This window comes from Microbacterium barkeri (assembly GCF_027921765.1).
Taxonomy (GTDB): Bacteria; Actinomycetota; Actinomycetes; order Actinomycetales; family Microbacteriaceae; genus Microbacterium; species Microbacterium barkeri.
On the sequence record NZ_BSEJ01000007.1, the window covers coordinates 76,238 to 100,731 of the forward strand.

General features: G+C 72.5%; 18 protein-coding genes. 8 read left to right on the forward strand and 10 right to left on the reverse strand.

Annotation, left to right across the window (positions count from 1 at the left end; genetic code table 11):
- Window positions 1-65: 65 nt before the first annotated feature.
- The gene (locus PKE79_RS08685) at window positions 66-932 is read left to right on the forward strand and encodes a Cof-type HAD-IIB family hydrolase (protein WP_271173298.1); all 867 of its coding nucleotides are present in this window, start codon (window positions 66-68) and stop codon (window positions 930-932) included.
- Between the two features lie 7 nt (window positions 933-939).
- Here the strand turns inward: PKE79_RS08685 and PKE79_RS08690 are convergent, their stop codons facing one another.
- From PKE79_RS08690 to pulA, 4 genes are all read right to left on the reverse strand, one after another.
- Window positions 940-2,349, reverse strand: a complete 1,410-nt coding sequence (locus PKE79_RS08690) for a sugar porter family MFS transporter (RefSeq protein ID WP_271173299.1) — start codon at window positions 2,347-2,349, stop codon at window positions 940-942.
- Entirely contained in the window at window positions 2,349-4,040 is a 1,692-nt protein-coding gene (locus PKE79_RS08695) for an amino acid ABC transporter ATP-binding/permease protein (protein WP_271173300.1), read from the reverse strand. Before PKE79_RS08695 ends, PKE79_RS08690 begins: the two co-directional genes overlap by 1 nt.
- Window positions 4,037-5,722, reverse strand: coding sequence for an ATP-binding cassette domain-containing protein (locus PKE79_RS08700; protein ID WP_271173301.1), 1,686 nt, complete (start codon window positions 5,720-5,722; stop codon window positions 4,037-4,039). Before PKE79_RS08700 ends, PKE79_RS08695 begins: the two co-directional genes overlap by 4 nt.
- Before the next feature lie 98 nt (window positions 5,723-5,820).
- Window positions 5,821-11,472 carry a pullulanase-type alpha-1,6-glucosidase gene (gene pulA / locus PKE79_RS08705; RefSeq protein ID WP_271173394.1) on the reverse strand — a complete coding sequence of 1,884 codons (5,652 nt, stop codon included), beginning with the start codon at window positions 11,470-11,472 and terminating at the stop codon, window positions 5,821-5,823.
- 222 nt (window positions 11,473-11,694) lie between these two features.
- Here pulA and PKE79_RS08710 point away from each other — a divergent pair, with 222 nt between their 5' ends.
- Window positions 11,695-12,270, forward strand: coding sequence for a TetR/AcrR family transcriptional regulator (locus PKE79_RS08710; RefSeq protein ID WP_271173302.1), 576 nt, complete (start codon window positions 11,695-11,697; stop codon window positions 12,268-12,270).
- Between the two features lie 31 nt (window positions 12,271-12,301).
- A complete protein-coding gene (locus PKE79_RS08715) occupies window positions 12,302-13,405 on the forward strand; it encodes an LOG family protein (protein WP_271173303.1) in 1,104 nt (367 codons plus the stop codon).
- Window positions 13,406-13,408: 3 nt separating this feature from the next.
- Here the strand turns inward: PKE79_RS08715 and PKE79_RS08720 are convergent, their stop codons facing one another.
- The 3 genes from PKE79_RS08720 to PKE79_RS08730 form a co-directional block, all read right to left on the reverse strand.
- Window positions 13,409-14,812 (reverse strand): ABC transporter permease family protein, encoded by a 1,404-nt coding sequence (locus PKE79_RS08720; RefSeq protein WP_271173304.1) that lies wholly within the window; start codon window positions 14,810-14,812, stop codon window positions 13,409-13,411.
- A complete protein-coding gene (locus tag PKE79_RS08725; RefSeq protein WP_271173305.1) occupies window positions 14,809-15,555 on the reverse strand; it encodes an ABC transporter ATP-binding protein in 747 nt (248 codons plus the stop codon). The genes PKE79_RS08720 and PKE79_RS08725 overlap by 4 nt, the downstream gene beginning before the upstream one ends.
- 127 nt (window positions 15,556-15,682) lie before the next feature.
- Entirely contained in the window at window positions 15,683-16,954 is a 1,272-nt protein-coding gene (locus PKE79_RS08730) for a phytase (protein WP_271173306.1), read from the reverse strand.
- 150 nt (window positions 16,955-17,104) lie between these two features.
- On the opposite strand from PKE79_RS08730, the gene PKE79_RS08735 reads away from it, so the two are divergent.
- On the forward strand, window positions 17,105-17,716 hold the full coding sequence (locus tag PKE79_RS08735) for a dihydrofolate reductase family protein (protein ID WP_271173307.1): 612 nt from the start codon (window positions 17,105-17,107) through the stop codon (window positions 17,714-17,716).
- Window positions 17,717-17,727: 11 nt separating this feature from the next.
- On the opposite strand, the gene PKE79_RS08740 is transcribed toward PKE79_RS08735, so the two are convergent.
- Complete coding sequence (locus PKE79_RS08740) at window positions 17,728-18,306, reverse strand: TetR/AcrR family transcriptional regulator (protein ID WP_271173308.1); 579 nt, start codon at window positions 18,304-18,306, stop codon at window positions 17,728-17,730.
- A 61-nt stretch (window positions 18,307-18,367) separates the two neighbouring features.
- Between PKE79_RS08740 and PKE79_RS08745 the strand changes: the two genes are divergently transcribed.
- From PKE79_RS08745 to PKE79_RS08755, 3 genes are read left to right on the forward strand one after another with little or no spacing between them, the layout of a single operon-like run.
- A complete protein-coding gene (locus PKE79_RS08745; RefSeq protein WP_271173309.1) occupies window positions 18,368-18,754 on the forward strand; it encodes a DUF1304 domain-containing protein in 387 nt (128 codons plus the stop codon).
- Window positions 18,755-18,798: 44 nt separating this feature from the next.
- Window positions 18,799-19,809 (forward strand): NADP-dependent oxidoreductase, encoded by a 1,011-nt coding sequence (locus PKE79_RS08750; protein ID WP_271173310.1) that lies wholly within the window; start codon window positions 18,799-18,801, stop codon window positions 19,807-19,809.
- A gap of 26 nt (window positions 19,810-19,835) precedes the next feature.
- Entirely contained in the window at window positions 19,836-20,348 is a 513-nt protein-coding gene (locus PKE79_RS08755) for a nucleoside deaminase (protein ID WP_271173311.1), read from the forward strand.
- Here PKE79_RS08755 and pepN read toward each other — a convergent pair.
- The gene (gene pepN, locus PKE79_RS08760; RefSeq protein ID WP_271173312.1) at window positions 20,336-22,831 is read right to left on the reverse strand and encodes an aminopeptidase N; all 2,496 of its coding nucleotides are present in this window, start codon (window positions 22,829-22,831) and stop codon (window positions 20,336-20,338) included. The two genes, PKE79_RS08755 and pepN, sit on opposite strands and share 13 nt — an antisense overlap.
- A gap of 64 nt (window positions 22,832-22,895) precedes the next feature.
- Here pepN and PKE79_RS08765 point away from each other — a divergent pair, with 64 nt between their 5' ends.
- Window positions 22,896-23,351, forward strand: a complete 456-nt coding sequence (locus PKE79_RS08765; RefSeq protein ID WP_271173313.1) for an acyl-CoA thioesterase — start codon at window positions 22,896-22,898, stop codon at window positions 23,349-23,351.
- Window positions 23,352-23,381: 30 nt separating this feature from the next.
- Here the strand turns inward: PKE79_RS08765 and PKE79_RS08770 are convergent, their stop codons facing one another.
- Complete coding sequence (locus PKE79_RS08770; protein ID WP_271173314.1) at window positions 23,382-24,485, reverse strand: nucleotide disphospho-sugar-binding domain-containing protein; 1,104 nt, start codon at window positions 24,483-24,485, stop codon at window positions 23,382-23,384.
- Between the last annotated feature and the right edge of the window lie 9 nt (window positions 24,486-24,494).

Below are 24,494 nucleotides of genomic sequence, written 5' to 3' on the forward strand. Positions count from 1 at the left end.
TTCGGAGGTGAGGGCCCTCCGAGGCGCGTGTGGTGTCATGGTGCTCTCCGACGAAAGGCCTCGCCGTGCCCCGCACCTCTCCCCTGCCGTCCGCCTCCGCGGCGACGGACCTGCCCGCTCCCCGACTCGTCGTGAGCGACATGGACGGCACGCTCCTCGACGCGGCCGGCGAGGTTCCCGAGGCGTTCTGGCCGCTGCTCGACCTCATGCGCGAGCGCGGCATCGTCTTCGCGCCGGCGAGCGGGCGGCAGTACGCCACGCTCGCCCGGCTCTTCGCGCGCGCCTCCGAGGGCATGCCCTTCATCGCCGAGAACGGCGCCTATGTCGTGCGCGACGGCGTGGAGATCTCGTCGCTCGTCCTCGATCGGGCGTTCGTCGTCGAGGCGGTCCGGCTCCTGCGCTCCCTCGCGGCCGCCGGGCGCGACATCGGCGTCGTCCTCTGCGGAAAGCGCTCGGCGTACATCGAGCGCGTCGACGCGCCCTTCGTCGCCGAGGCGAGCCGGTACTACGCCGCGCTCGAGCGGGTGGACGACATCCTCGCCGCCGATGACGACGTCCTGAAGATCGCGGTGTACGACTTCGTCGACGCCGCCACCGGGACGGGCGCCGAACTCGACCGGCTGCGCGAGACGCACCACGTCGTCGTCTCGGGACGGCACTGGATCGACGTCATGCCGCCCGCGGCGAACAAGGGCGCTGCGGTCGAGAGCCTGCAGCGCGAGCTCGGGGTGACGCGGGACGAGACGGTCGCCTTCGGCGACTACCTCAACGACCTCGAGATGCTCGACGCGTCGGGGCAGTCGTACGCGATGGCGAACGCCCACCGGGACATCCTCGCGCGCGCCCGCTTCAGGGCGCCCGCAAGCGATGAGGAGGGCGTCGTGGCCGTGCTGCGCGGGCTCCTCGACGCGGAGCCCGCGCAGCAGGGCTGAGCGGAGGTCAGCCCTCCATGTCCTCGAGCTCTCGGCCCTTCGTCTCGCGCACCTTCCAGAGCACGAAGAAGAACGACAGCAGCGAGAAGAACGCGTAGAACCCGTACGCGAAGGTCAGGCTGATGTCGCTGAACACCGGGAAGGTCGTCGAGATGAAGAAGTTCGCGACCCACTGAGCCGCCGCGGCGACCGCGAGCGCGCTCGCGCGGATCCGGTTGGGGAACATCTCCCCGAGGAGCACCCACACGACGGGGCCCCAGGTCGCGCCGAAGCCGACGACGAACAGGTTCGCGGCGATGAGGGCGATGATCGACCACGGTGCCGCGAGCTCGGCGCTCGTCGTGCCGTCGGCCGCCGTGACGAGCTCGGCGAACGAGAACGCGAGGGCCATCGTCCCGAGCGAGAGGGTCATCAGCACCGAGCCGGACAGGAGAAGCGCGCGGCGGCCGACGCGGTCGACGAGGATGATCGCGACGATCGTGACCGCGATGTTCGTGATCGACGTGATGACCGACGTCGTGAGGGCGCTCGACTCGTCGAAGCCGACCGATCGCCACAGCGTCGTCGAGTAGTAGAAGATGACGTTGATCCCGACGAACTGCTGGAAGACCGACAGGAGCAGCCCCACCCACACGATGGGCTTGAGGCCGAGCACGGGCCCGGCGAGGTCGCGGAGCGATTCGCGCTTCTCGCTGTCGAGCGAGTCCCGGATCTGCTGGATCTTGAGGTTGACGTCGGGCTCGCCCGTGAAGTCGAGCAGCACCTGCGACGCGCGGTCGTAGTCGCCCTTGCGGACGAGGAAGCGCGGCGACTCAGGCAGACGCAGCGACATGACGCCGTACACGATGGCCGGGATCGCCTCGGCCATGAACATCCACCGCCACGCGTCGATGCCCCACCAGAGCACGGCGTTCGAGCCCCCCGCGATGCCGGCAAGCAGCGCGTTCGAGAGCAGAGCCGCGAAGATGCCGAGCACGATCGCGAGCTGCTGCAGCGAGCCGAGCCGTCCGCGGATCCGCGCGGGCGACACCTCCGCGATGTACGCGGGCGCGATGACCGAGGCCGCGCCGACGCCGAGACCGCCCACGACGCGCCACACGATGAGGTCGATCACGCCGAACGCGAGACCCGACCCGATCGCGGAGACGAGGAAGAGGATGGCCGCGACGAGCATGACGGGGACGCGCCCCCAGCGGTTGGCGATCGATCCGGCGAACCACGCGCCGGCCACGCAGCCGAGCAGCGCGGACGACACCGCGAAGCCCTTGAGCGCGGCCTCGAGCTCGAAGTCCGCCGCGAGCGCGTCGACGGCGCCGTTGATGACGGCGGTGTCGAATCCGAAGAGGAATCCTCCGAGCGCCGCGGCGATCGCGATGCCGATCACCCGGCCGCTGGTCCTCGTGTGCTGTCTCTCCATCAGAGTCCTCCTCGTTCTGCCTGCGGACGTTCGAGGCCTCGTGAGCCTCCCGTGCGTGCTCGCTCCGTGTCAAGGGCTCCCGCGTCGGAGGCCTCGAGGGCGAGGATCTCGGAGATGCCGGCCACGGCGTCCGCACGGTGCGCGATGACGATCGTCGTGAGCTCGGGGCGCGCCGCGACGCTGCGGCGGATGGCCTCCTGGGTGATCGGGTCCTGATGGGATGTCGCCTCGTCGAGGATGAGGAGGCGCGGGCGCCGCGCGAGGGCGCGCGCGAGGCTCAGCCGCTGGCGCTGGCCGCCCGAGAGCGCGAGACCGTCCTCGCCGACGCGCGCGGCGAGACCGTCGGGGTGCGCGCGCACGTCGTCGGCGAGTGCCGCCTGCTCGAGCGCTCGCCACGCGTCATCCTCCGAGAGCCGCGGATGTCCGAGGCGCAGGTTCTCGAGGACCGTGCCGCTCACGAGCACGGCCCGCTGCTCGACGAGCGCGACCGCGGCACGCAGCTCGGAGAGCGCGATGTCGCGGAGATCCACGCCGCCCAGCAGGATGCGCCCCGACCGGGGATCCCGTGCCCGGACGAGGAGCGACGCGAGCGTCGACTTGCCGCTTCCGCTCGGCCCCACGACGGCGAGGCTCCCGCCCGGCGGCACCGCGAACGACAGTGCATCGAGGACCGGAAGAGCGGCCTCCGAATACGCCGCGGTCACGTTCTCGCCCCGGACGTCGAGCGGGCCGTCCGGCAGCCTCACGGGTCGCTCGGGGTCGGCGACGCGCGGGCTGCGATCGAGCACGTCGAGGTAGCGCCGGGCCGCCGCGAGCGCGAGCGGGAGGCTGCGCGCGAACGCCTCGACCGCGGTGACGGCGGGCGCTGCGCCCACGACCGCGGCCGCGAGCACGACGTGCGCCGCCGGGTCGCCGCCCGCGAGCGCGGGCAGGGCGATGACGGCCGCGAACGGCCAGGCGGCGCCGATCGCCGTCCGTGCGCCGAGCGCGCGCCCCTCCGCTCGCAGGTGCGCCCCGACTCGCGCCCCGAGCGCATCGAGTGCGGCGAGGCGCCGCTCCTCGGCGCCGAGGGTCCGGATCTCGACCGCGGCGGCCGCGTCCTCCGCGACGTGCTGGGCGATCGCGGCGCGTTCGACGAGGAGCCCGCGCGCTGCGGAGGCTCCGCGCGCGCGGCCCACGAGCGGCGCGAGCACTCCCCCGATGATGAAGGCCGCGAGGACGACAGCTCCCTCGGCCGGTCCGACCGCGAAGCCCGCCGCGACCAGACCGCCGGGCACGATGACCGCCGCGAGCGCCGGAACGAGGGTGTGCGCGAAGAAGACCTCGACGCGGTCGATGTCGCGTGCGGCGATCGAGGTGAGCTCGCCTGACCCCTCCGCGATCTCGGCGGGCGCGAGCGGGACGACCGCGTCGTAGAACCGCAGCCGCATGTCGGCGATGAGATCGAACGCGGCACGATGGCCGAGGAACTGCTCGAGATACCGCAGCCCGCCCTTCGCGACGGCGAGGGCCACGAGCAGGACGACCAGGGGCAGGATGTCGACGGAGGCGCCTGCGGCGACGGACACGATGGCCCCTGCCGGCACGGCGAGCAGCGCGACGCCCGCGGCGAGCCCCGCGAGCCGCGCGAGCAGGGACGCGAGCAGCCAGGGCCAGGCCGGTGCGGCGATGCGAGCGAGCCGTGCGATCACGATGCCTCCTCCGCCGAGGTGGCGGCCGCGAGGTAGCCGCTCGACAGCGCGAGCTCGGAAGGAGCGCCCGCGGCGGTGACTCTTCCGCCCTCGATCACCACGACGCGATCGGCGGCGTGCGCCTCGGGCAGACGGTGTGTGACGAGGAGGACGGCGCGTGTGCGCGCGAGGTCTCGGAGCGTCGCGAGGACCCGGTCGGCCGTGTCGCGGTCGAGGCTCGCCGTCGGCTCGTCGGCGACGAGCGCACCCCGGCCGCCGAGCAGGGCACGCGCGATCGCGATGCGCTGCGCCTGACCGCCCGAGACGCCTCGCGCGCCCTCGCCGACCCTCGTCTCGAGTCCGGCCGGCAGCTCGGCCTCCGGTGTCGCGAGACCTGCGGCGCGGAGCGCCGCGACCAGGTCGTCGTCGGACGCGCCGGGCGCGGCCAGAAGGAGGTTGTCGCGCACCGTGCCGGTCAGCAGCACGCTGCGCTGCGGGACGTAGGCGACCGCCGCGCGGAGGGCCTCGGGGGACGCCTCGCGCCCGTCGATGCGCAGACCCGTCGCGGGCAGGAGCCCGGCGACCGCGAGCGCCAGCGACGACTTGCCGGATCCCGAGGGTCCGACGATCGCGGTGAGCCCGGGGGCGAGCTCGAGATCGACCTCGTCGACGACACGGACGCCGCCTCGATCGACGCGGATGCCGTCTCCGCGGATGCGGCCGCCCGGCGCGACGGCCGGCGCTGCGGATGCGGGCGACGGAGCGGACGCGATGGCGGCGCGCACGCGCTCCGCGGCGGCGCGCCCGGCGAGCCCGACGTAGAACGAGCGGCCGAGGCGGTCGACCGGCTCGCGCAGAGGCACGGTCAGGAGGAGCAGGGCGAATGCGGCCCCCGGCGAGACGGAGCCGTCCGCGACGCCGGACACCGCGAGCGCGCCGACGAGCGACAGCATCACGACCCCGAAGATCGCATCGGTGACGAGCAGCACGACCTGATTGCGCCGGAGAAGGCGCATGGCCTCCACGCGCATCCTCTCGGCCTGGGCGGCGAGCTGCGCGCGGCGCTGCCCCTCGGCACCCAGCAGGCGGATCGTGCCGAGAGCGCGCAGCGTCTCGAGGAAGGACGCGGCCAGACGCGCGGAGATCATCCGGAAGCGGCCGGACCCCGCGCGGAAGCGCGACAGGAACCAGGCGATCACGGGCGGGATCGCCGCCGCGCAGACCGCGATCGGCAGCGCGATGCCGGTCGAGACGAGCACCGCGATCGCCACGATCACGACCACGGGCACGGTGAACGCGGCGATGAGCGGCCCGAGGAACACGCTGCGGTAGTGCGCGGCCCGCTCGACGTCGTCGGTCGCGCGCGCGACGCGGTCGCCCGACGGCGTGCCGTCATCGAGCGGCGCCGTCAGCTGCGCCGCGACGACGGCGCGACGCCAGGCGCGCTCCTCACCGGCCTGCGCGAGCGGAGGAAGGAGCGCCTCGGCTCCTGCGAGAAGCGCCGCAGCCGCCGTGGCGGCGAGCGCGATGCCGAGTGCGGGGGCGGCGCTCGCGCCCTGGAGGAGCGCGTCGACGCCGGCGCCCGCGGCGAGCGCAGCCCCCGTGAGGGCGCCCGCCCTCAGGACCCCGAGCGCGACCACTGCCCAGCCGGCGGGCGGGACGTCCGCGAGCACGCCGAGCGGGCGCCGAGGGGTGGTGCGCATGGGAGATGAGGCCTTCGGGGTCGAGGGACTCGATCCATCCTAGGAAACGCGGGAGAGGAGGGGCGCATCGCGCCCCTCCTCTCCCGCGTGGTCCGAGCTCAGTCGACGAGCACCGCGACCGTCCGCGCCGGGATCTCGATGGTCGCCGTGTCCGCGCTCCAGGAGGTCTCCTGGACGACCGGGTCGGAGCCGTCGGCCTGCGCGGGCGTGAGCGCGAGGGCGCGTCCCTCGAGCCCCGCGAGCGATTGCGTGACCGGCTCATCCGAGGCGTTGAAGAACACGAGCGCGCCGTCGAGCTCGGGGTCGGCGTCGGCGCCGCGCAGATCGTCGATCCACATCGCGATCGTGCCCGGCGCGTCGGTCGCGGGGAATGACACCTTCTCGTGGATGAGCTCCGACGAGCCGAGCGTGAGCAGGCCCACCTCCGAGCGCACCTCGAGCAGGTCGAGCGCCGCGGCCTCGGCCATCGCGATGTCGTCGGCCGTCGGCTTCAGCGCAGGGTCCTCGAGGAGGGGCGCCATGATGCTCCACTTGCCGCCGTTGTCGGCCTCGGGAGGCAGACCCGACCCGAAGGTGGACTCCTGCCCCGACCAGTCGATCCGGTTGAACCAGTCGCCCGAGTCGTAGCTGTTGCGGTCGAGCGACTTCGAGCGGAGCAGCTCGGTGCCCGCGTGCCAGAACGACACCGCCTGCGACAGCGTGGCGGTCGCGAGGGACAGCGTGTTCATGCGCACGCGCTCGGCCATCGGGGTGTCGGCCGGGAGCTTGAACACCGAGAGGTCGTAGAGCGTCTCGTTGTCGTGCGCATCGACGTAGTTCACGACCTCGGATGGCTCGTCGGCGTAGCCGGCGGGCGCGCCGCGATAGTCGATCTCATCGCCCCGGCGGATCTCGCCGTCCGACGTGAGCAGCTCGTAGTCGCGGAGGTTGCCCGCGAGGCCGAGCTTCACGAGGTCGGTCTCGTGGCCGAGGTCTGCGAGCGCCTGCTCGTCGGTGCCGTTGATCGGGTCGCCGTTCGGGTCGGTGCCGAGGCCCGTGCCGAAGCCCTGGCGGAACGTCGACGATCCGTCGACCGGGCTGCCGCCGTGCACGGCGTCGCGGAGCCGGTCGTTGAACGTGCCGATCCCGGTGCCGCCGAGCTGGCCCTGCTTCGCCTGGGTGAAGAGCCGGTTCCCCGCGACCTCGCCGAAGTCCCAGCCCTCGCCGTAGAGGTAGATGGACGATCCGTCGACGCCGTCGCGGCGCAGGGTGAGCTCGTCGAGCGCCGCGCGGATGGCGGTCATGTTCTCGACGGAGTGGTGGCCCATGAGGTCGAAGCGGAATCCGTCGACGTGGTAGTCCCGCGCCCAGGTCACCACCGAGTCGACCATGAGCTTCTGCGCCGCGGCGTGCTCGGTCGCGACGTTCTGGCAGCACGTCGACGTCTCCACATCTCCCGCGGCGTCGAGGCGGTGGTAGTAGCCCGGCACGACGCGGTCGAGCACCGAGCGCTCCCCCTGACCGGACTCCGCGGTGTGGTTGAACACCTCGTCGAGCACCACCTCGAGCCCCATGCCGTGCAGCGCTCCCACCATCGAGCGGAACTCCGCGACGCGAGCCCCTCCGTGGGCGTCGACCGCGTAGGAGCCCTCGGGCACCGAGTAGTGGTACGGGTCGTACCCCCAGTTGAAGCCGTCCTGAGCGGCGACCGCCGACACGCACTCCTGCTGGTCGGGCGACGCCGGCCCCATGGAGGCGAGGTCGCAGTCGGGCTCGAGCTGCGCGGCCCGGTCCTCCTCGATCGTGGCGATGTCGAAGGACGGCAGGAGGTGCACGGTCGTGATGCCGGCGTCGGCGAGCTGACGCAGCTGCCGCGTGCCGTCGCTGTCCCGCGTGAACGCGCGGTACGTGCCCCGCTCCTCCGCGGGCACGGACTCATCCGTGATCGAGAAGTCGCGGATGTGCAGCTCGTAGATCGCACGGTCCACGTCCTGCTCGACCTCGGGCGCCTTCGCCTTCGTCCACTGCTTCGGCTGCCAGGCCCTGTCGTCGAGATCGATCGCGACCGAGCGCTCGGAGTTCGGCGTGAGCGCGACGGAGTACGGGTCCGTGACGACGTTCGTCTCGATGGCGCCCGTCGTCGGCGCGAAGACGGTCACCTCCCAGGCGAACTCATCGCCCTTGAGATCCTTCTTCCCGCGGACCTCCCACACTCCGGAGGCCTCGTCGTAGCGCGCCTCGTGGCGGAGCGGATCGCCGTCGGCGCCCTCGTCCCACGTCAGCAGGGTCGCCGACTGCGCCGTGGGGGCCCACAGGCGGAAGGTCGGCTTGCTCCCCTGGAACGTGACGCCGAGCTCGACCCGCTCGAGCGCGTCAGCGTAGAGCGCGTCGAGCAGCCCGGGGATCTGGACGCCGGTGTAGCCGGTGATGACGCCGTCTCCGCCGCGCTGCGCGACAGCCAGCTCGCCGCGAGCGAGCTCGGCGGCGTCCTGCCCTTCGACCCGCAGCGCGATCCCGTCCGCGAGCGCCGGGAAGCGCTCGCGCTGCTCCTCGGTGAGGCCCCCGTCGACGACCGTCAGGGCGATGGGGTCGGCGCCTTCGACGGCGCCGTCGACGAGCTCGAGGCTCGCGTCCGGCGAGGCGTAGAGCTCGTACGACGCCCCGTCGGGCTGCCCGAGGTCGGCGGGCCAGACGAGCGTCTCCTCATCGATCCAGTGCGCGCGCTGCTCCCCCGTCCCGGCGAGCGGCGGCTCGGCCGCGGCGATCTCGAGCCGGTGGTCGGCGATCGAGTAGCGGAAGGTCACGGGCGTGCCGTCGGCCACGCTGAAGGAGTAGTTAGCCCCGTCGCGCACGCCGTCGACGCCGTAGTTCTCGTCCCAGCTGCGCCCGTGCGCGACCTTGGCCTCGTAGCCGCCGTCGGGGATGGCGTCGGTCGTGAGCTCGTACACGCCGTCGCGATCGCCGTCGGAGAGAAGTGAGCCGAGGCAGTCGGGGGCCCAGTCGCCCGCGCACCCGAGCTCGCTCTGGAAGCTCCCGGACACCGTGACGATGGGGCCCTCCGCCGTCGACTGCACCACGTTCGAGCGCGGGTCGAAGAGGAAGGTGATCGGGCCGCCGTCGTGTGAGAACGAGAAGTTCGCGCCGTCCTGGACGCCGCCCTGGCCGTAGTTCACGGTCCAGCTGCCGTTCAGCGCCACCTTGTACTCGTAGTCGCCCGCGGGCAGGTCGAACGTGCCGGCGTAGACACCGCCCGCCTGCAGCTCGAGCTTCGCCGCCTCGCACGCCGGGTCCCAGTCCCCCGCGCAGCCGAGCTCGGAGTTGTGGCTTCCGGGCACCGTGACGAGCTCGATCGGCGTCTCCGGCTCCTCGCTCTCGACGAGGTCGACCGCATTGCCGGCCGATGCGTAGGTCGAGGCCGCCGAGCGGTTGCCCGCGGCATCGGTCACCACGGCGCGGTACTCAACGAGCGTTCCCGCTGGCAGCTCCGAGACGTCGTGGAACACGCGCGGCTCGGTGTCCTCGGCGGTGCCGAGCGCGTGCCAGGCATCCTCTCCGACGGTGCGCCACGAGAAGCTCGTCTCGATCCATCCGTCGCCCTCGACCTCCGCCGAGATCGGTGCGAGGCCGTCGAGGCCTGCGCCGGGTGTCGGGGCCGCGATCTGCACGGCGGGCGCGGCAACGCCCGCCGACACCGTCGCGTCGGCGCGGTAGACGACCGCGCCGAGTGCGGGGACGGTGACCGATGCCGTGCCGGACGCGTCGCTCGCGATGGGCGCGTCCGCGCCGTGCACGGGAGCGTAGGACGCGTCCGAGGTGAGCGTGGTGAGCTCGACCGTGCGCGCCTCCTCGGCGTTGTTGAGGGCGACGACGTACTCGACCTTCTCATCGCGATCGACACGCGAGAAGGCGTACACGCCCGCGCCGTTCTCGGCGTAGAGCTCGATCTGGGCGCCGGTCGACAGCGCGGGGTGCGCCTCGCGCAGCGCAGCGAGCTCGGCGATGTGCGTGTAGAGCGGCGCCGACGTGTCGTAGCGGTCGACGGATCCCGCGGTCTCCCCCGTCACGAGGGGCTGCTCGACGTACTCCGCGACCTGCGAGGCGAAGAGCGTCTGGCGTGCGCCCTTGTCGCCGCCCGTGCCCGCGAAGCCCTGCTCGTCGCCGTAGTAGACGACCGGCTGCCCGCGCGTGAGGAACAGCAGCTCGTGTGCGAGCTCGTCCCGCTCGAGGGCCTCGCCCGTGTTCTGGAGGAGGTAGCCGATGCGCCCCATGTCGTGGTTCCCGAGGAATGTCGGCAGCGCCGTCGCCGACGAGTCGGGCGTCGTGTAGCGGTCGTCGCCGTCGAAGAGGCCCTGGAGGCCCTTCGCGGAGTTGCCCGCCGCGAAGCCCGCTGCCGAGGACTGGAAGGCGAAGTCGAGGACCGAGTTCATGTCGGTGTCGCGCACGTACGGCGCGAGCTTGACCGGGTCGGCGTCGTAGACCTCGCCGAACATGAAGAAGTCGTCCTTGCCCTGCGCGTGCGCGTAGTCGAGGACCTCCTTCGTCCAGGTCTCCCAGAACGGGAAGTCGACGTGCTTGACGGTGTCGATGCGGAAGCCGTCGATGCCGAGGTCGACCCAGTCGCGGTACACCTCGACGAAGCCGTTCACGACGGTCGGGTGCTCGGTCATGAGGTCATCGAGCCCGTCGAAGTCGCCGTAGGTCACCGACTCCCCCGACCAGGTCGAGTTGCCGCGGTTGTGGTACAGCGTCGGGTCGTTGAGCCACGCGGGGGTCTTGGCCTCGGGGTCGCTCGTCACGGGCGTGTACGGGAACGACGTCTCCGCGTCGAGAGCCGGGAACGATCCCGTTCCGGAGTAGTCCGCCGGGTCGAAGGCGCTGCCGTCCGCGTCGCGATACGGGCTCGTCGCCTGGTCGATGTACCCGTACTGGCCCTCGGCGTAGTCGATGACGTCGGCGGTGTGGTTCGTGATGATGTCGAAGTACACCTTGATGCCGCGCGCGTGGGCGTCGGCGATGAGCGCCTCGAGCTCGGCGTTCGTGCCGAGGTGCGGATCGATGCGGGTGAAGTCGGTGACCCAGTACCCGTGGTACCCGGCGCTCGCATTCGCGCCCTCGCCCTGCACGGGCTTGTTGGCGAAGCTCGGCGTCAGCCAGATCGCCGTCGTGCCCAGACCCTCGATGTAGTCGAGGCTGTCGCGCAGGCCCGCGATGTCGCCGCCCTGGTAGAACCCGCGGTCGGTCGGATCGAAGCCGTGCGCGAGCCGGTCGCCCTCGATGCCGCCCGTGTCGTTCGCGGGGTCGCCGTTGGCGAACCGGTCGGTCATCACGAAGTAGAACCGCTCGTCGGAGCCGGGCTGCCGCACAGGCGCCGCGACGAGCGCGTCGTCCTCCGCCGTGTACCCGCCCGTGAGATCCACGACCTCGACGCCGACGCGCTTGAGGTTGTCGTCGAAGACGAACCGCAGCGTCGCAGGCCCCGCGACGGCGAGCGGGATGTCGTCGGCTCCCCCGTCGAGCCCGTACGCCTCGTCCCATGTGTCGTTCAGCGCGACCTTGTAGTCGTAGCTGCCCGCCGGCACCTCGAATTCGGCGGCGTACACGCCCTCGACGCCGGTCGGCGCGAGCTCGGTCTCCGAGCAGTCCGGCAGCCAGTCGTCGGCGCAGCCGAGCTCGCTCTGCAGGCTGCCCACGAGCGCAGGCGACCGATCGGCGGCGCTCGCGGACACGGCGGAGCCGACCGCGCCCGAGAGCGCGAGGGCGGGGATGGTCATGAGGGCAAGCGCGCGACGTCGCGCAGCGGTCGTCTTCGACACGTCTTCTCCGGGGTGCTCGGGTGATGACGCCAGGCGTCCCGCCGAAGGTAGCAACCTCGGCGGTGATTCTGCAAGCGCTTGCAGCGAGAAACATGAAGAGTCACCGCCGACTCGGCCCCTTCCGCGCAAGCGCTTGCAGTGCGGGATGTGCGGGATGCCGCGATCGGGCACACTGGAGGGATGGCGGAGGACCCCCGAGCGCTGCGCAGCCGCAGGCGGCTGCAGGAGGCGCTGCACGACCTGCTCACGCGCGAGGCGCTGACCGACATCGGCGTCGCCGAGCTGTGTCGTGCGGCCGGTGTGCACCGGACGACGTTCTACGGGCACTACACGAACGTGGGCGACGTCGCGTCCGACATGCACGCGCGCTGGCTCGACGCCGCCGCCGAGATCTCCGTGCAGCCGGGAGACTCGCTCGACGACCTCGCCGCGCGGTACGAGGAGGCGACCGCGGCCGTCCTGCGCGGCATCACCGAGGAGCGCCCCGCCCTGCGCGCGCTCCTCGCCTCGGAGTTCTCCCTCGACTTCCGCCGACGGCTGCAGGCCCTCTTCGACGAGCGCTGCGCCACGGCGCTGTCGCGGTTCCGCGAACGCGGCTTCGATGTGGTCTTCGACGACGCGGTCGCTGCCGCGTATGTCGCAGGCGGGTTCGTGGGCGCCGCCCTGCGCTGGGCGACGAGCGACGACGCCGACGAGGAGTCGTACACGCGCGCGATCTTCCAGCACCTTCCCGCATGGTGGCCCCGCCCGGCCTGACGCGGCACGGCACCGCGCTAACCTCGGACGGATGAGGCACAGGCGCGGGCGGATCGTCGTGGTGGAGTCCCTGGCCGAGTTCGACGCCCGGCTCGCGCAGGGCGCGCGGAGCCTGCGCGGATGGCGCCTGCTCGGCCTCGACCTCCGCGAGCGGTCCGGGCAGCTCGCGGACTGCGACACGTCGCGCGCGACCTTCGCGGGATGCGCGCTCGCCCCGGGGGACGCCGAGCTCCACGCCGGTCGGGGCGCGCTCGTGCTCCCCGACGTCGCCTTCGCCCCCGTCGACCCTCATCGCGACGCGCTCTACACGGCCGACGAGCTCTACGACGCGCCGGCGTGGGGCGCATCCCTCGACGGACGCGCGTACGCCTGGTCGCAGGAAGCGCGCGACCCTGACGCCGTCCTCGCCCGCGTGCTGCATGACGCGGGGGTCGACGCGGCGCTCGAGCGCTGGGTCGCGGGGCGGCACCTCGTCGGCGTGATGGGCGGCCACGCCCTCCGGCGCGGCGAGCCCGACTACCGCGAAGCCGCGCGGCTGGGGCGCTTCCTCGCGGCGCAGCGCCCCGACGGCCGCCTCGTCGTCGCGACCGGAGGGGGTCCCGGCGCGATGGAGGCCGCGAATCTGGGCGCGCGCTTCGCCGATCTCCCCGAGGACGCTCTCGATGCGGCGCTCGCGACCCTCGCCGTGCATCCGTCCTTCCATCCGTCGGTCGACAGATGGGCCTCATCGGCGCGCGCCGTCCTCGCCGACCTCGCGTCGCCTGTCGACACGCTCGGCGTGCCCACCTGGCACTACGGGCACGAGCCGCCGAACCTCTTCGCGACGGCCATCGCGAAGTACTTCCGGAACGCGCTGCGAGAGTCGATCCTCCTGCAGCTCTGCGACCGCGGCATCGTCTTCCTGCCCGGCGCCGGCGGAACCGTGCAGGAGATCTTCCAGGACGCGTGCGAGAACTACTACGCGACGCCGGAGGCCGTGGGCGAGATGGTGCTCGTCGGCCGGCGGCACTGGACGGAGACGTACCCCGCCTGGCCGCTCCTGCGCGCTCTCGCGGAGGGGCGGTCCATGGCGGGGCACGTGCACCTCGTGGACGACGTCGACGAGGCGGCTGCGCTCATCGCGGCGCGCGGCTGACGGCTACTCGGTCCGCTCGGGGTCCCGCAGCACGCGGGTGAGCACGGGGCGGGTCGCGCGCAGGGCGAGCCACACGAGCAGGATGCCGAGCGCGAAGCACGCGACCATGACGAGGATCGAGATGGGCGCGAGGATGAGCGACATGCCGAGGAGCGGGAAGACGAGCGCGCCCCCGGCGAGCGCCGAGACGATGACTGTGAAGAGCAGCGGCCCCATCGTCGCGCGCGTGCGGGCGGCCTCCATCGTCGCCCGCGGCATGCCGATGCGATCGAGCGCGACGTAGAGCCCGCGCCGGTCGAGGATGGCCGCCGCCTGATTGACGCCCACCGAGCACGCGACCATGAGGAACGAGACGACGAGCGTGATGAGGATGCCCGTGCGCACGTCGACCATGAGGTAGGCCTCCGCTCCCTCGCCGGCCGGGGTCGCCTCGGCGAAGGCCATGCCCGAGCCGCCGACCACCGCGACGAACGTCGTCATGGCCATCCCGCCGACCTGCCGCCATGCGGCCTTGGGGGATTCGAGGACGGCGCGCGCCGCGATGAGCCGCTCGGGGGTCGTCGCGCGCTTCACGCGGAGCCGCGCGTGCACGCCGATCGCCCACGGCCCGATGAGCCCGAGCACCCCCACGCCCGCGGCGAAGCAGCCGCCGACCGCGATGACGACGGCGGCGTATCCCGGCAGCGCTCCCAGGGCGCTGAGCACCGCATACGCACCCGCGACGACCGCGACGGCGATGACCGCCCGCAGCCAGTGCAGCCGCGGCGCCTCCTGCCTCGTCCGCACACCCAGCGGCGAGATGTTGACGCGGCGCAGCCCGAGCCCCGCGCTGAGGGCGGCGACCGCGCCGACCGCGGCGACGACCCCGAGAAGCGGCCCGGGTCCGACCCAGAGCGATGCCGCGCCGATCGGCCGTCCGAGGAACGGGATGAGGCCGACGAACGGCATGAGCCCGAGGTAGAGCACGATGCCGACGAGCGCCCCGGCCACGGCGACCGCCGTCGACTCGAGCACGGTCATGATCGTGACGAGGCGGGGCGTCGCCCCGAGGAGGCGGAGCGTCGCGAGCCGGTCGTCGCGACGGCGCGCCGAGAGCCGGGCCGCAGCGCCGCCGAGAGCCATGAGCGGCACCGCGAGGATCGCGAGCGCCACGACGCTCAGCACCTGGTAGAGCGGGACGATGCCGGCGTCGTCGACCGGCCAGGCCCAGAACATGAGCACGCCCCCGAGCACGGTGAGGAGGAGAGCGGTCGTCACGGCGAACGCGACGGCGGGCAGCGCGAGCGCAGCCGCGCTCTGCGCGCTCGGTCGCGAGAGGTGCCAGGTCAGGCGCAGCACCGGGGCGCGGCCGCTCCCCTGCCCGAGCGGCGCGGGAGGCGCCGTGCGCTCGGCCGCCAGCGCGGTCATCGCGCCACCGCCGTCGTCCGCTCGCCCTGGACGATCCGTCCGTCGCTCAGGCGGATGGTCCGCGTGCAGCGCGCCGCGACCTGCGGATCGTGCGTGACCACGACGAGCGCGTGCCCCTGACGCAGGGTCGCGTCGAGCAGGGCGGTCATCACGTCGGCCGACGTGGCCGAGTCGAGCGCGCCGGTCGGCTCGTCGGCGAACACGACGCGCGCTCCGGTCGCCTGGGCGCGCGCGATCGCGACGCGCTGCGCCTGGCCGCCGGAGAGCTGGCCGATGCGACGGTCCTCCATACCGGCGAGGCCCAGCGCCGCGAGCCACTGCCCGGCGTGCGCCTGTGCCGCCTCCCGCGGATGGCCGGCGAGCATGAGCGGGAGCGCGACGTTCTCGACGGCCGTGAGCTCAGGCAGGAGGAGGCCCTGCTGGAACACGAAGCCGAGCTCCTCGCGACGCAGCTTCGAGCGCTCGGACTCGCGCAGGTCGTTCACGAGCCTGGCGCCCGTGCGCGTCTGGAGGGTCACCGTCCCGGCATCGGGGGTGATGATGCCCGCGAGCACGTGCAGCAGGGTGGTCTTGCCCGACCCCGAGGCGCCCATGATCGCGACGGCCTCGCCCGGGCGCACGTCGATGTCGACGCCCGCGAGCGCGTAGGTCGGCCCGTAGGCCTTCGTCAGGCCGCGTCCGCTGAGCAGCGGGGCGGACGGGGCATGGGCGGAGGCATCGGGTCGAGGGTCTGGAGTGTGCATGCCTCCATGACATCGGACGGCCTCCCGCGGCGTCGTCCGCCGGGCGGCCCCATCCGGTCATCCTCGCGATGTATCCCGTCTCGGTCGCGGAGGGGAGCCGCCCCGCCGGCGGCTTCCCTCCGACCCGTCACCGGCGTGCGACGTCGAGGTCGAGGCCGCTGCGCTCCGCGACGTCCTCCCAGGCGAGGAACTTGAAGTTCGTGCTCGCCTCGTCGGAGCCCTCCGGCGTGTTGTCGCCGTCCTGCACGACGAGCAGTCCCCCGTCGAACCCGGGCAGGCTCGCGCTCACCGCGTCCGCGCCGTCGCTGTGCTGCGTGCCGTCGACCGCGCCGTCGCCGATCGCGAACGAGCCGACGTAGTCGTTCCCGCCCTGCAGCTCGTAGACGGCGAAGGTGTCGTCGCCCTGGCTCGAGGCGAGGAGGTAGCCCTTCTTCCCCTTCGTGCGGTAGATCGTGAGCCCCTCGATGTCGGTGCGCAGCGCATCGCCTCCGAAGCCGGGGTTCTCCCCCGCGACGCACTCGTCGGTCTCCGGGTCGTACACGGCGGGCTGGCCGAACTCGGCCGCGGTGTCGACGAGCTCGGGCTCTCCGGTGAGGTCGGCGTCGACCTTCCAGATGCCCACGAGCTCCTGGCCGAGGTAGGCCGTCCCTGTCCGCTCATCCACGACCATCCCCTCGACCTGCGCGTACTCGCCGGGGTCGTCGCACGTCGTCCAGGTGGAGCCGTCGGGCAGCGTGAACGCGGCCGGCAGGGCGAGCTCGCGGATGCGCTCCCAGCCGACGGTGCCGTCCTCGCGCGCCTTCAGCTCGAGGAGGGCCACCTCCGTCTCGGAGTTGCGGCTGACGAGCGCGTACGCGCCGTCGTCGTCCTGCCACGTCGTGAGGCCGTACGCGCTGTGCTCGCCGTCGATCTCCTCCTGAGAGGCGCTGAAGACCCAGCCGGCGTCGGGGTCGGTGACCTCGGTCAGCTCGCCGTCGTCGATGACGAAGATGCCCAGGTCGTCCATGCCCTTGTCGGACGCGACCGCGAGGTCGACCTCGTCGCCGTCGAGCTCGAAGTCCTCGACGATGTCGACGTTGTTGTAGCGGCCGGGCGCGTGGTCGTCGCCGGGTGCCGGCTTCGGGGCGATGTGCTGGAGCTCCTCGCCGTCGAGGTCGTACACGTAGATGCCGGCCTCCTTCGCGGTCGCGATGACCACGCTGTCCTCTGGGTCGTCCTCGTCGATCCAGATCGCGGGGTCGTCGGCGTCGGCGTCGTCCTCGTCCCACAGCGCGGGGGTCTCGAGCACGGCCGTGAGCTCATCGGGCTCGTCGTGGTGAGGGCGCGCCTGCGCGGCGGAGGCGCCGACGAGCACGGCGGCCGTGCCGATCGCGGTGACGGTGAGCAGTCGGGGGAGCAAGGTCTCTCCTCGGTTCGGGGAACGGTGACGCTCGATCGTTCTCCCCGGCCGTGAACGCGACATGAACCGGCGCTGACACGACGACCGGCGTTGACGGCGCCGCCGCGGGTGCCTAGCGTCAGTCGCAGGCGGCCCCGAGGAGGCAGGCGCATGGGAGTGGTGTTCTCGAGCTTCACGACGTCTCTCGACGGATTCATCGCCGACGAGCACGGCCGGGTCGGCGCGCTCTTCGACTGGTACGAGAACGGCGACGTCGAGGTGCCGCTGCGCGGCTACGGCCTCGTGTTCCACATGTCGCAGGCGAGCGCCGACTACTGGCGGCAGAACGACACCGAGGGCGCGTTCGTGGCCGGACGCGGGATCTTCGACGACGCGCGGGGCTGGGGCGGGAGGCCGCCCGGCGACTCGCCGACCGTCGTGGTCACGCATCGACCGCCTCCGGAAGGCTGGCCGCCCGTGCCGGACGCGCCCTTCACCTTCGTCGGCGACCTCGACGAGGGACTGCGGATCGCGCGCGAGCTCGCCGGCGACGGCGACATCAACGTCGCGGGCGCCGACATCGTGCGCCAGTGCCTCGACCGCGGCGTCCTCGAGGAGATCCGCATCGACCTCGCGCCCGTGCTGCTGCACGCCGGCACGCGGTACCTCGACGGGATCGGCCGCCGGGACATCGAGCTCACGCAGCTCCAGGTCGTCGAGGGCACGGGCGTGACCCACATCCGGTACGCCGTCGCGTACCGCGACGCCGCGGACGCGCGCTGATCCCGCGGAGCTCAGCCCTCCAGCAGGTCGACCGCAGTGTCGAGCGTGCGCGCCGCCGCCTGCGCGTCGACCCGCACGGTGGCGAGCGCCGCGACGACGAGCCCCGTGAGCGCTTCCGCGAGTCGCAGCCGCTCGCCCTGCGACCGCTCCGGATGCCGTGCCGCGACGCCTGCGGCGAGCGCGTCGCGCAGCTCGGCACGGTAGGCCGCGACCGTCTCGGCGACCGCGTGGTCGTCGCCGATCGGCGCCGACGCGGCGTTGATGAGGAGGCACCCGCTCGTGGCCGGGAGCGTGCGCGCCCGCGCGAGCGCATCGCGCAGGCCCACGAGGTAGTCGCGTGCCGCGGTCACCGCCACGTCCGCGCCCTGCAGCGGCCGCAGGCGCGGGCGCACGACCTCGTCGAGGTAGCTCTCGACGGCGGCGTCGAAGAGACCGCGCTTGGATCCGAACGCGTGATAGAGGCTCGACCGCCGCAGCCCCGTCGCCTCCTCGAGCGCCGGCACCGACGCGCCCTCATAGCCCTCGTGCCAGAACACGCCGCGCGCCGCGCGCACGACCTCCGCGCGGTCGAAGCTCGGAATCCGCCCCATGTCCGCTCCCGTCACCCGTTCCCCGGACTATATTGTAACGGTCATTACAGAAAGGTCGATCATGATCGTCGCAGGTCTCGTGCTCGCCGCCGTCGCGGCACTCGTCCACGTCTACATCTTCTTCCTCGAGTCGATCGCCTGGACGAGCCCGCGCGCCCTCAGGACGTTCGGCCAGACGCGCGAGGCGGCCGAGGCGCAGAAGGAGCTCGCCTTCAACCAGGGCTTCTACAACCTGTTCCTCGCGATCGTCGCGGCACTCGGCGTCGTGCTGTTCGCCACGGGCGCGGCCGTCGTCGGGGCGACCCTCGTCTTCACCGGAGTGGGCTCGATGCTGGCCGCGAGCCTCGTGCTCCTGATCTCGAGCCCCGACAAGGCCGCGGCCGCGCTGAAGCAGGGCCTGGTCCCTGCCCTGTCTGTGATCGCGCTCGCGATCGGCCTCGCCCTGTGATCGACGCACCCCGCGAAACCGCAGCGAAGGAGAGAACCCGGCCCATGCCATCCGCCGTCAGCACTCAGATCCAGCTCGTGTCCCGCCCTCAGGGCTGGCCGACCCACGAGGACTTCCGCACGGTCCAGGTGACCTACGGCGACCTCGCTCCCGGGGAGGTCCGTGTGGAGAACGCGTTCGTCTCCGTGGACCCGTACATGCGCGGGCGCATGAACGACGCGCGCAGCTACGTCGCGCCGTACGCGCTCGGCGAGACCATGGAGGGCGGAGCGGTCGGACGGGTCGTGGCGTCGGCGTCGGACGACGTGCCGGTGGGCAGCGTCGTCGTGCACCAGCTCGGATGGCGCGACATCGCGCAGGCTGACGCGTCGGCGTTCCGAGTCGTCCCCGACCTGCCCGGCGTGCCCCTCTCGCTGCGGCTCCACATCCTCGGGATGACCGGGCTCACGGCGTACGTCGGGCTCACTCGCATCGCGGAGATGAAGGAGGGCGACACGGTCTTCATCTCGGGCGCGGCCGGAGCCGTGGGCACGGCCGCGGGCCAGATCGCGCGGCTCCTCGGCGCGAAGCGCGTGATCGGCTCGGCGGGCTCGCCCGAGAAGGTCGCCCTGCTCACCGAGAAGTACGGCTACGACGCGGCGGTGGACTACAAGGTCGCCCCCATCCGTCAGCAGCTGGCCGACGTCGCGCCCGAGGGCATCGACGTCTACTTCGACAACGTGGGCGGCGACCACCTCGAGGCCGCCCTCGACGCCTTCAACGACGGCGGCCGCGCGGCCCTGTGCGGGGCGATCGCCACGTACAACGCCGACGGCCCCGTGCCGGGCCCCGACAACCTGTCGAACCTCGTCACGCGCGGTCTGCGCCTCGAGGGCTTCACGGTCGGCAAGCATCTGTCGGCGGCGCCGGAGTTCCAGGAGCGGATGGGCGGCTGGCTCGCGGAGGGACGCATCGCCTACGACGAGACGATCGTCGACGGCATCGACCACGCGGTCGACGCGTTCCTCGACATGATGCGCGGCGCGAACACCGGGAAGATGCTCGTCCGGATCTGAGGCCAGGGCCGCGCTATCGTCGCGACATGAGCACCACCCTGAGCGACACCGATCTGGCGCACCTGCGCCGCTGCGTCGACCTCGCGCGCGAGGCCCTCGACGACGGGGATGAGCCGTTCGGCTCCGTCCTCGTCGACGCCGAGGGCCTCGTGCGCTTCGAGGACCGCAACCGCGTGAAGGACGGCGACGCCACCCGCCACCCGGAGTTCGAGATCGCACGCTGGGCAGCCGCGCACCTGTCGCCCGCCGAGCGGCGGACGTGCACCGTGTACACCTCGGGTGAGCACTGCCCGATGTGCGCCGCTGCGCACGCCTGGGTCGGGCTCGGGCGCATCGTGTACGCGTCGAGCACCGAGCAGCTGGGCGCGTGGCATCGCGCGTGGGGCGTCGCCCCTGGCCCCGTCGCCGCGCTGCCGATCACGGCGGTCGCGCCCGGCGTCCGCGTCGCCGGCCCCGCGCCCGAGCTCGCGGCCGAGATCCGCGCCCTGCACGCGCGCATGCTCGGCCGCGAGGCGGACGACGGCGATCAGGCCGGCTGAGCCCCGCGGACCCGCAGGGCGCGCGCGAGGTGGTCGCGCTCCTCGATGACGATCCGGCGCAGTGCGGCCGGGGCGTCGCCGTTCGCGGCGAGCCACGCGTCGACGCGATCGAGCGAATCGGCCTCGGGGAACAGCCCGCGCACGAGGCGCCCCGCGATCTCGATGCTGCGCTCCTCCCACGCGGCGCGGATCCGCGCGAAGTAGGCGTCGTCGAACTCGGCCACGAGGTCGCGCCGGCCGCCGGCGCGGAAGCCCGAGATGGTCGCCGAGAGGTGGTCGTTCGTGAGCGTCCGGTCCTCCCACGCGGCGTTCCACGCGTCCCGGCGGACCACGGCGTCAGGGCGCGACGCGAGCACCCGGAGGTGCTCCGTCCGGCCGCTCGCGGTGTCGTCGCGCGCGAGCTCGGCGTCGGCGTCGGCAGTCGTCGCATGCCCGGTTGCGGCGAGCGCCGCGAGCCACGCCCAGCGGAGGTCGGGGTCGAGAGCGAGACCATCCGGCGCTGGCCGCTCGCCCGCGAGGATCGCACGGAGGTCGGCGGCGCGCCCGTCGTGGAAGGCCGCCGCCGACGCGACCGCACGCGCCCAGGCGAGCTGGCCGTCCGACCCCGGTGCCGCCGCGGTCATCCCCTGCCACGTCGTCTCGAGCCATGCCGCACGCTCGGTCGCGCGCGACGACTCCGGCGTGTAGTGCCCGACCGCGTAGGCGGAGTTCGCGAGCACGCCGCCGAGCAGCGCGACGTTCGACTCGGCCGGTGCGTGACGCCGGACGATCTCGAGGTACCGCCCCGTCGGGAGCTCCCCGTCGCGGGCCGCGTTCCAGAGCGCCGACCACACGAGCCCGCGCGCGAGCGCATCGTCGATGGTCGAGAGCGCCTCGTGCACGGCGTCGAGCGAGCGCGCGTCGAGGCGGACCTTGGCGTATGTGCGGTCGCCGTCGTTCGGGAGGATCAGATCGACGTCGGGGGCGACCGGGAGATCCACGGTCGTGCGCTCCGCGCGGATGTCGAGGTCGAGCGATGCGCGGCGGACGAGGCGGCCCGCGTCGAGCGCGTACAGGCCGAGCGAGAGCCGGTGCGGACGCGGATCGGTCTGCACGACGGTGAGGCCCTGCCCGCGCTCGACCGAGATCGTCGACATGCCGGTCGTCTCGAGCCACGCGCGCGACCACGCGCGGACGTCGCGGCCGGACACGGCCTCGAGCTGCGCAAGCAGATCCTCGAGGGTCGTGTTCCCGTACGCGTGCGCGGCGAAGTAGCGTCGAGACCCCTCGAAGAACGCCTCCTCGCCGACGAACGCGACGAGCTGCTTGAGGACCGATGCGCCCTTCGCGTAGGTGATCCCGTCGAAGTTGAGCTTGGCTGCCTCGAGATCGGGGATGTCGGCGACGATCGGATGAGTCGTCGGCAGCTGGTCCTGCTGATACGCCCACGCCTTGCGTCGATTCGCGAACGTCACCCAGGCGTCTGCGAACCGGGTCGCCGCGGCGGCCGCGTGCGAGCCCATGTAGTCGGCGAAGGACTCCTTGAGCCAGAGGTCGTCCCACCAGCGCATCGTGACGAGATCGCCGAACCACATGTGCGCCATCTCGTGGAGGATCGTGTTGGCGCGCGCCTCATGCTGCGCCGTCGTCGACGCGCCGCGGTACACGTAGGCCTCCGTGAAGGTCACGAGACCGGGATTCTCCATCGCCCCGAGGTTGTACTCGGGAACGAACACCTGGTCGTACTTGCCCCACGGGTACGGGAACGCGAACGCGTCCGTGAAGAAGTCGAGGCCCTGGCGCGTGACCTCGAGCACCTCGTCCGCGTCGAGGTGCTCTGCGAGCGACCCGCGGCAGAGGACGCCGAGCGCGACCTCCTGCTCGTCGCGGCGCCAGACGCCGTCGACGCGGTGGTAGGGGCCCGCGGCGACCGACGTGATGTAGCTCGAGAACGGCAGAGTCGGCGCGAATTCGACGTGCTGCGCGCCATCCGCCTCCTCCGACGCGACCGCGCTCTGATTCGAGAGCACGTGCCATCCGCTCGGCGCGGAGACGCGGAACGTGTACCGCGCCTTCATGTCGGGCTGCTCGAAGCAGGCCATCACCCGGCGGGAGTCGGCGGGCTCGTACTGCGTGTACAGATAGGTCTCGCCGTCGACGGGGTCGACGAACCGGTGCAGGCCCTCGCCCGATCGGCTGTACGCGCCGCGTGCCGCGATGCGCACGGTGTTGCGGTCGGCGAGGCCCGAGACGCGGATGCGCGCGCCATCCCACTCGACATCGTGCGCGACGCCGTTCACCTCGACGGACTCGACGGCCTCTCCGATGAAGTCGATCCACGTCTCCTCGGCCGTCGCGTCGAACTCGAGGACGCTCGTCGTCGGGAAGCCGCTGCGCTGCGGATCGGGTGCTCCCGTGAGATCGAGCTCGACGCGGATGGCGTGGACGGTGATGGCCGCGGATCGCGCGGCCGCTGCTTCACGGCTGAGGTTGGCGCTGTTCACCTGTCCATGCTTTCACGGCGCGGAGCCGTCGCCGCGGAGCGGCCCCGCGCGTAGGCTGGCCGCGATGAGCACTTCCGCAGACGACGGCCGCATGAACTTCCACACGCGCAAGTGGGTCCGCCCCGAGGACCTCAACGCGAACGGCACCCTGTTCGGCGGGAGCCTGCTCAAGTGGATCGACGAGGAAGCCGCGATCTACGCGATCATCCAGCTCGGCAACTACCGCGTCGTGACGAAGTTCATCTCGGAGATCAACTTCGAGGCGTCGGCTGTGCAGGGCGATCTCATCGAGATGGGCCTCATCGCGACGCACTTCGGCCGCACGTCGCTCACGATGCGCGCTGTCGTGCGCAACATGATCACGCGGCGGACGATCCTCACGATCGAGAAGATCGTCTTCGTGAACCTCGGCGAGGACGGCAACCCCGCCCCGCACGGCTACGACTCGATCACCTACCAGCGCGATCGCATGCCGACCGAGCACTCCGCGACCGGGACCATCCGCCTGCCGCAGGCATAGCCGCCGACGCGGCGGGCCCGGCTCGGATGCTCAGAGCAGGCCGCGCAGGATCTCCTCGGCGACGTCGGCCGGCGAGGGCAGGCCGAGGAGCTCCTCGCGGACGGCTCCGACCCGCATCCGGGCATCGCTGTCGGCGAGAAGCGCCGCCGCGCTGTCACGGATGGCGGACGGAGTCGCGCTGTGCACGTCGAGCACCGTTCCGAGCCCCAGCGCGGAGACCCGGTCGGCGTTGAAGGGCTGGTCAGCGCCCATCGGGAGAACCACCTGCGGCGCGCCGCCCAGCACGCTTGCGACGAGCATGCCGCTGCCGCCGTGATGGATCACCGCGCTCGCGCGCGCAGCGAGCGCGGGAAGGTCGACATACCGCCGCACCTGCACATGGCCGGGCTGCGGACCGAAGCGCGCGGGATCGAGGTCGCTGCCGATCGCAAGCACGCTCGGTCGGCCGAGATCGGCGAGCGCCGCCAGGATGCGCTCGAACAGATCGCCGCACTCGGTGTTGAACTCGGTCCCCAGCGTCGCGACCACGGATCCGTCGGGGTCAGGCGATGCGCCGGCATCGGGGCTCAGCCAGAGCGTGTGCGGCGGGGCGGGATGCCCGGGGTCGCGCAGCGAAGGAGCGAACGGCACGACGAAGGCATCACCCTGCCATCGGATGGCATCGGACAGTCCCAGCGCTCCGCCGAGCGCATCGAGCTGCGCCCGGATACGGTCGCCGCGCACGAGCGCACCGGACGCCAGCACGGCCACGACGACCACGGGGATCCCCGCGCCCTGTGCCGCCGCCATCGCACCGAAGTCGAGTTCGTCGCAGACGAGCAGATCGGTGCCCGGCAGAAGCGGTGCGACGCGTTCGGCCGATCGACGTGCCGCGGCGCCCGCGAAATGGTCCGCGACGACAGCGATCTCCGCATCCCTGTCGACGCGGCCGAGCGGCCCGATCTCGGTCGCCCTGCGCGCGCGTCGGTCCTGGGTGGAGACCACCCTCTCGAAGACGCCGTCGGGGGCGGCGCGGGTTGCGGAGACCCGCCCGACGAGGGTGAGTTCGCCACCTGCGGCCGCGAAGGCGCGCAGGAGCGGCAGCTGCGGGAGAAGATGCCCCGCGCCGCCGACGAAGCTGCAGAGGACGCGCACCGCCCGACG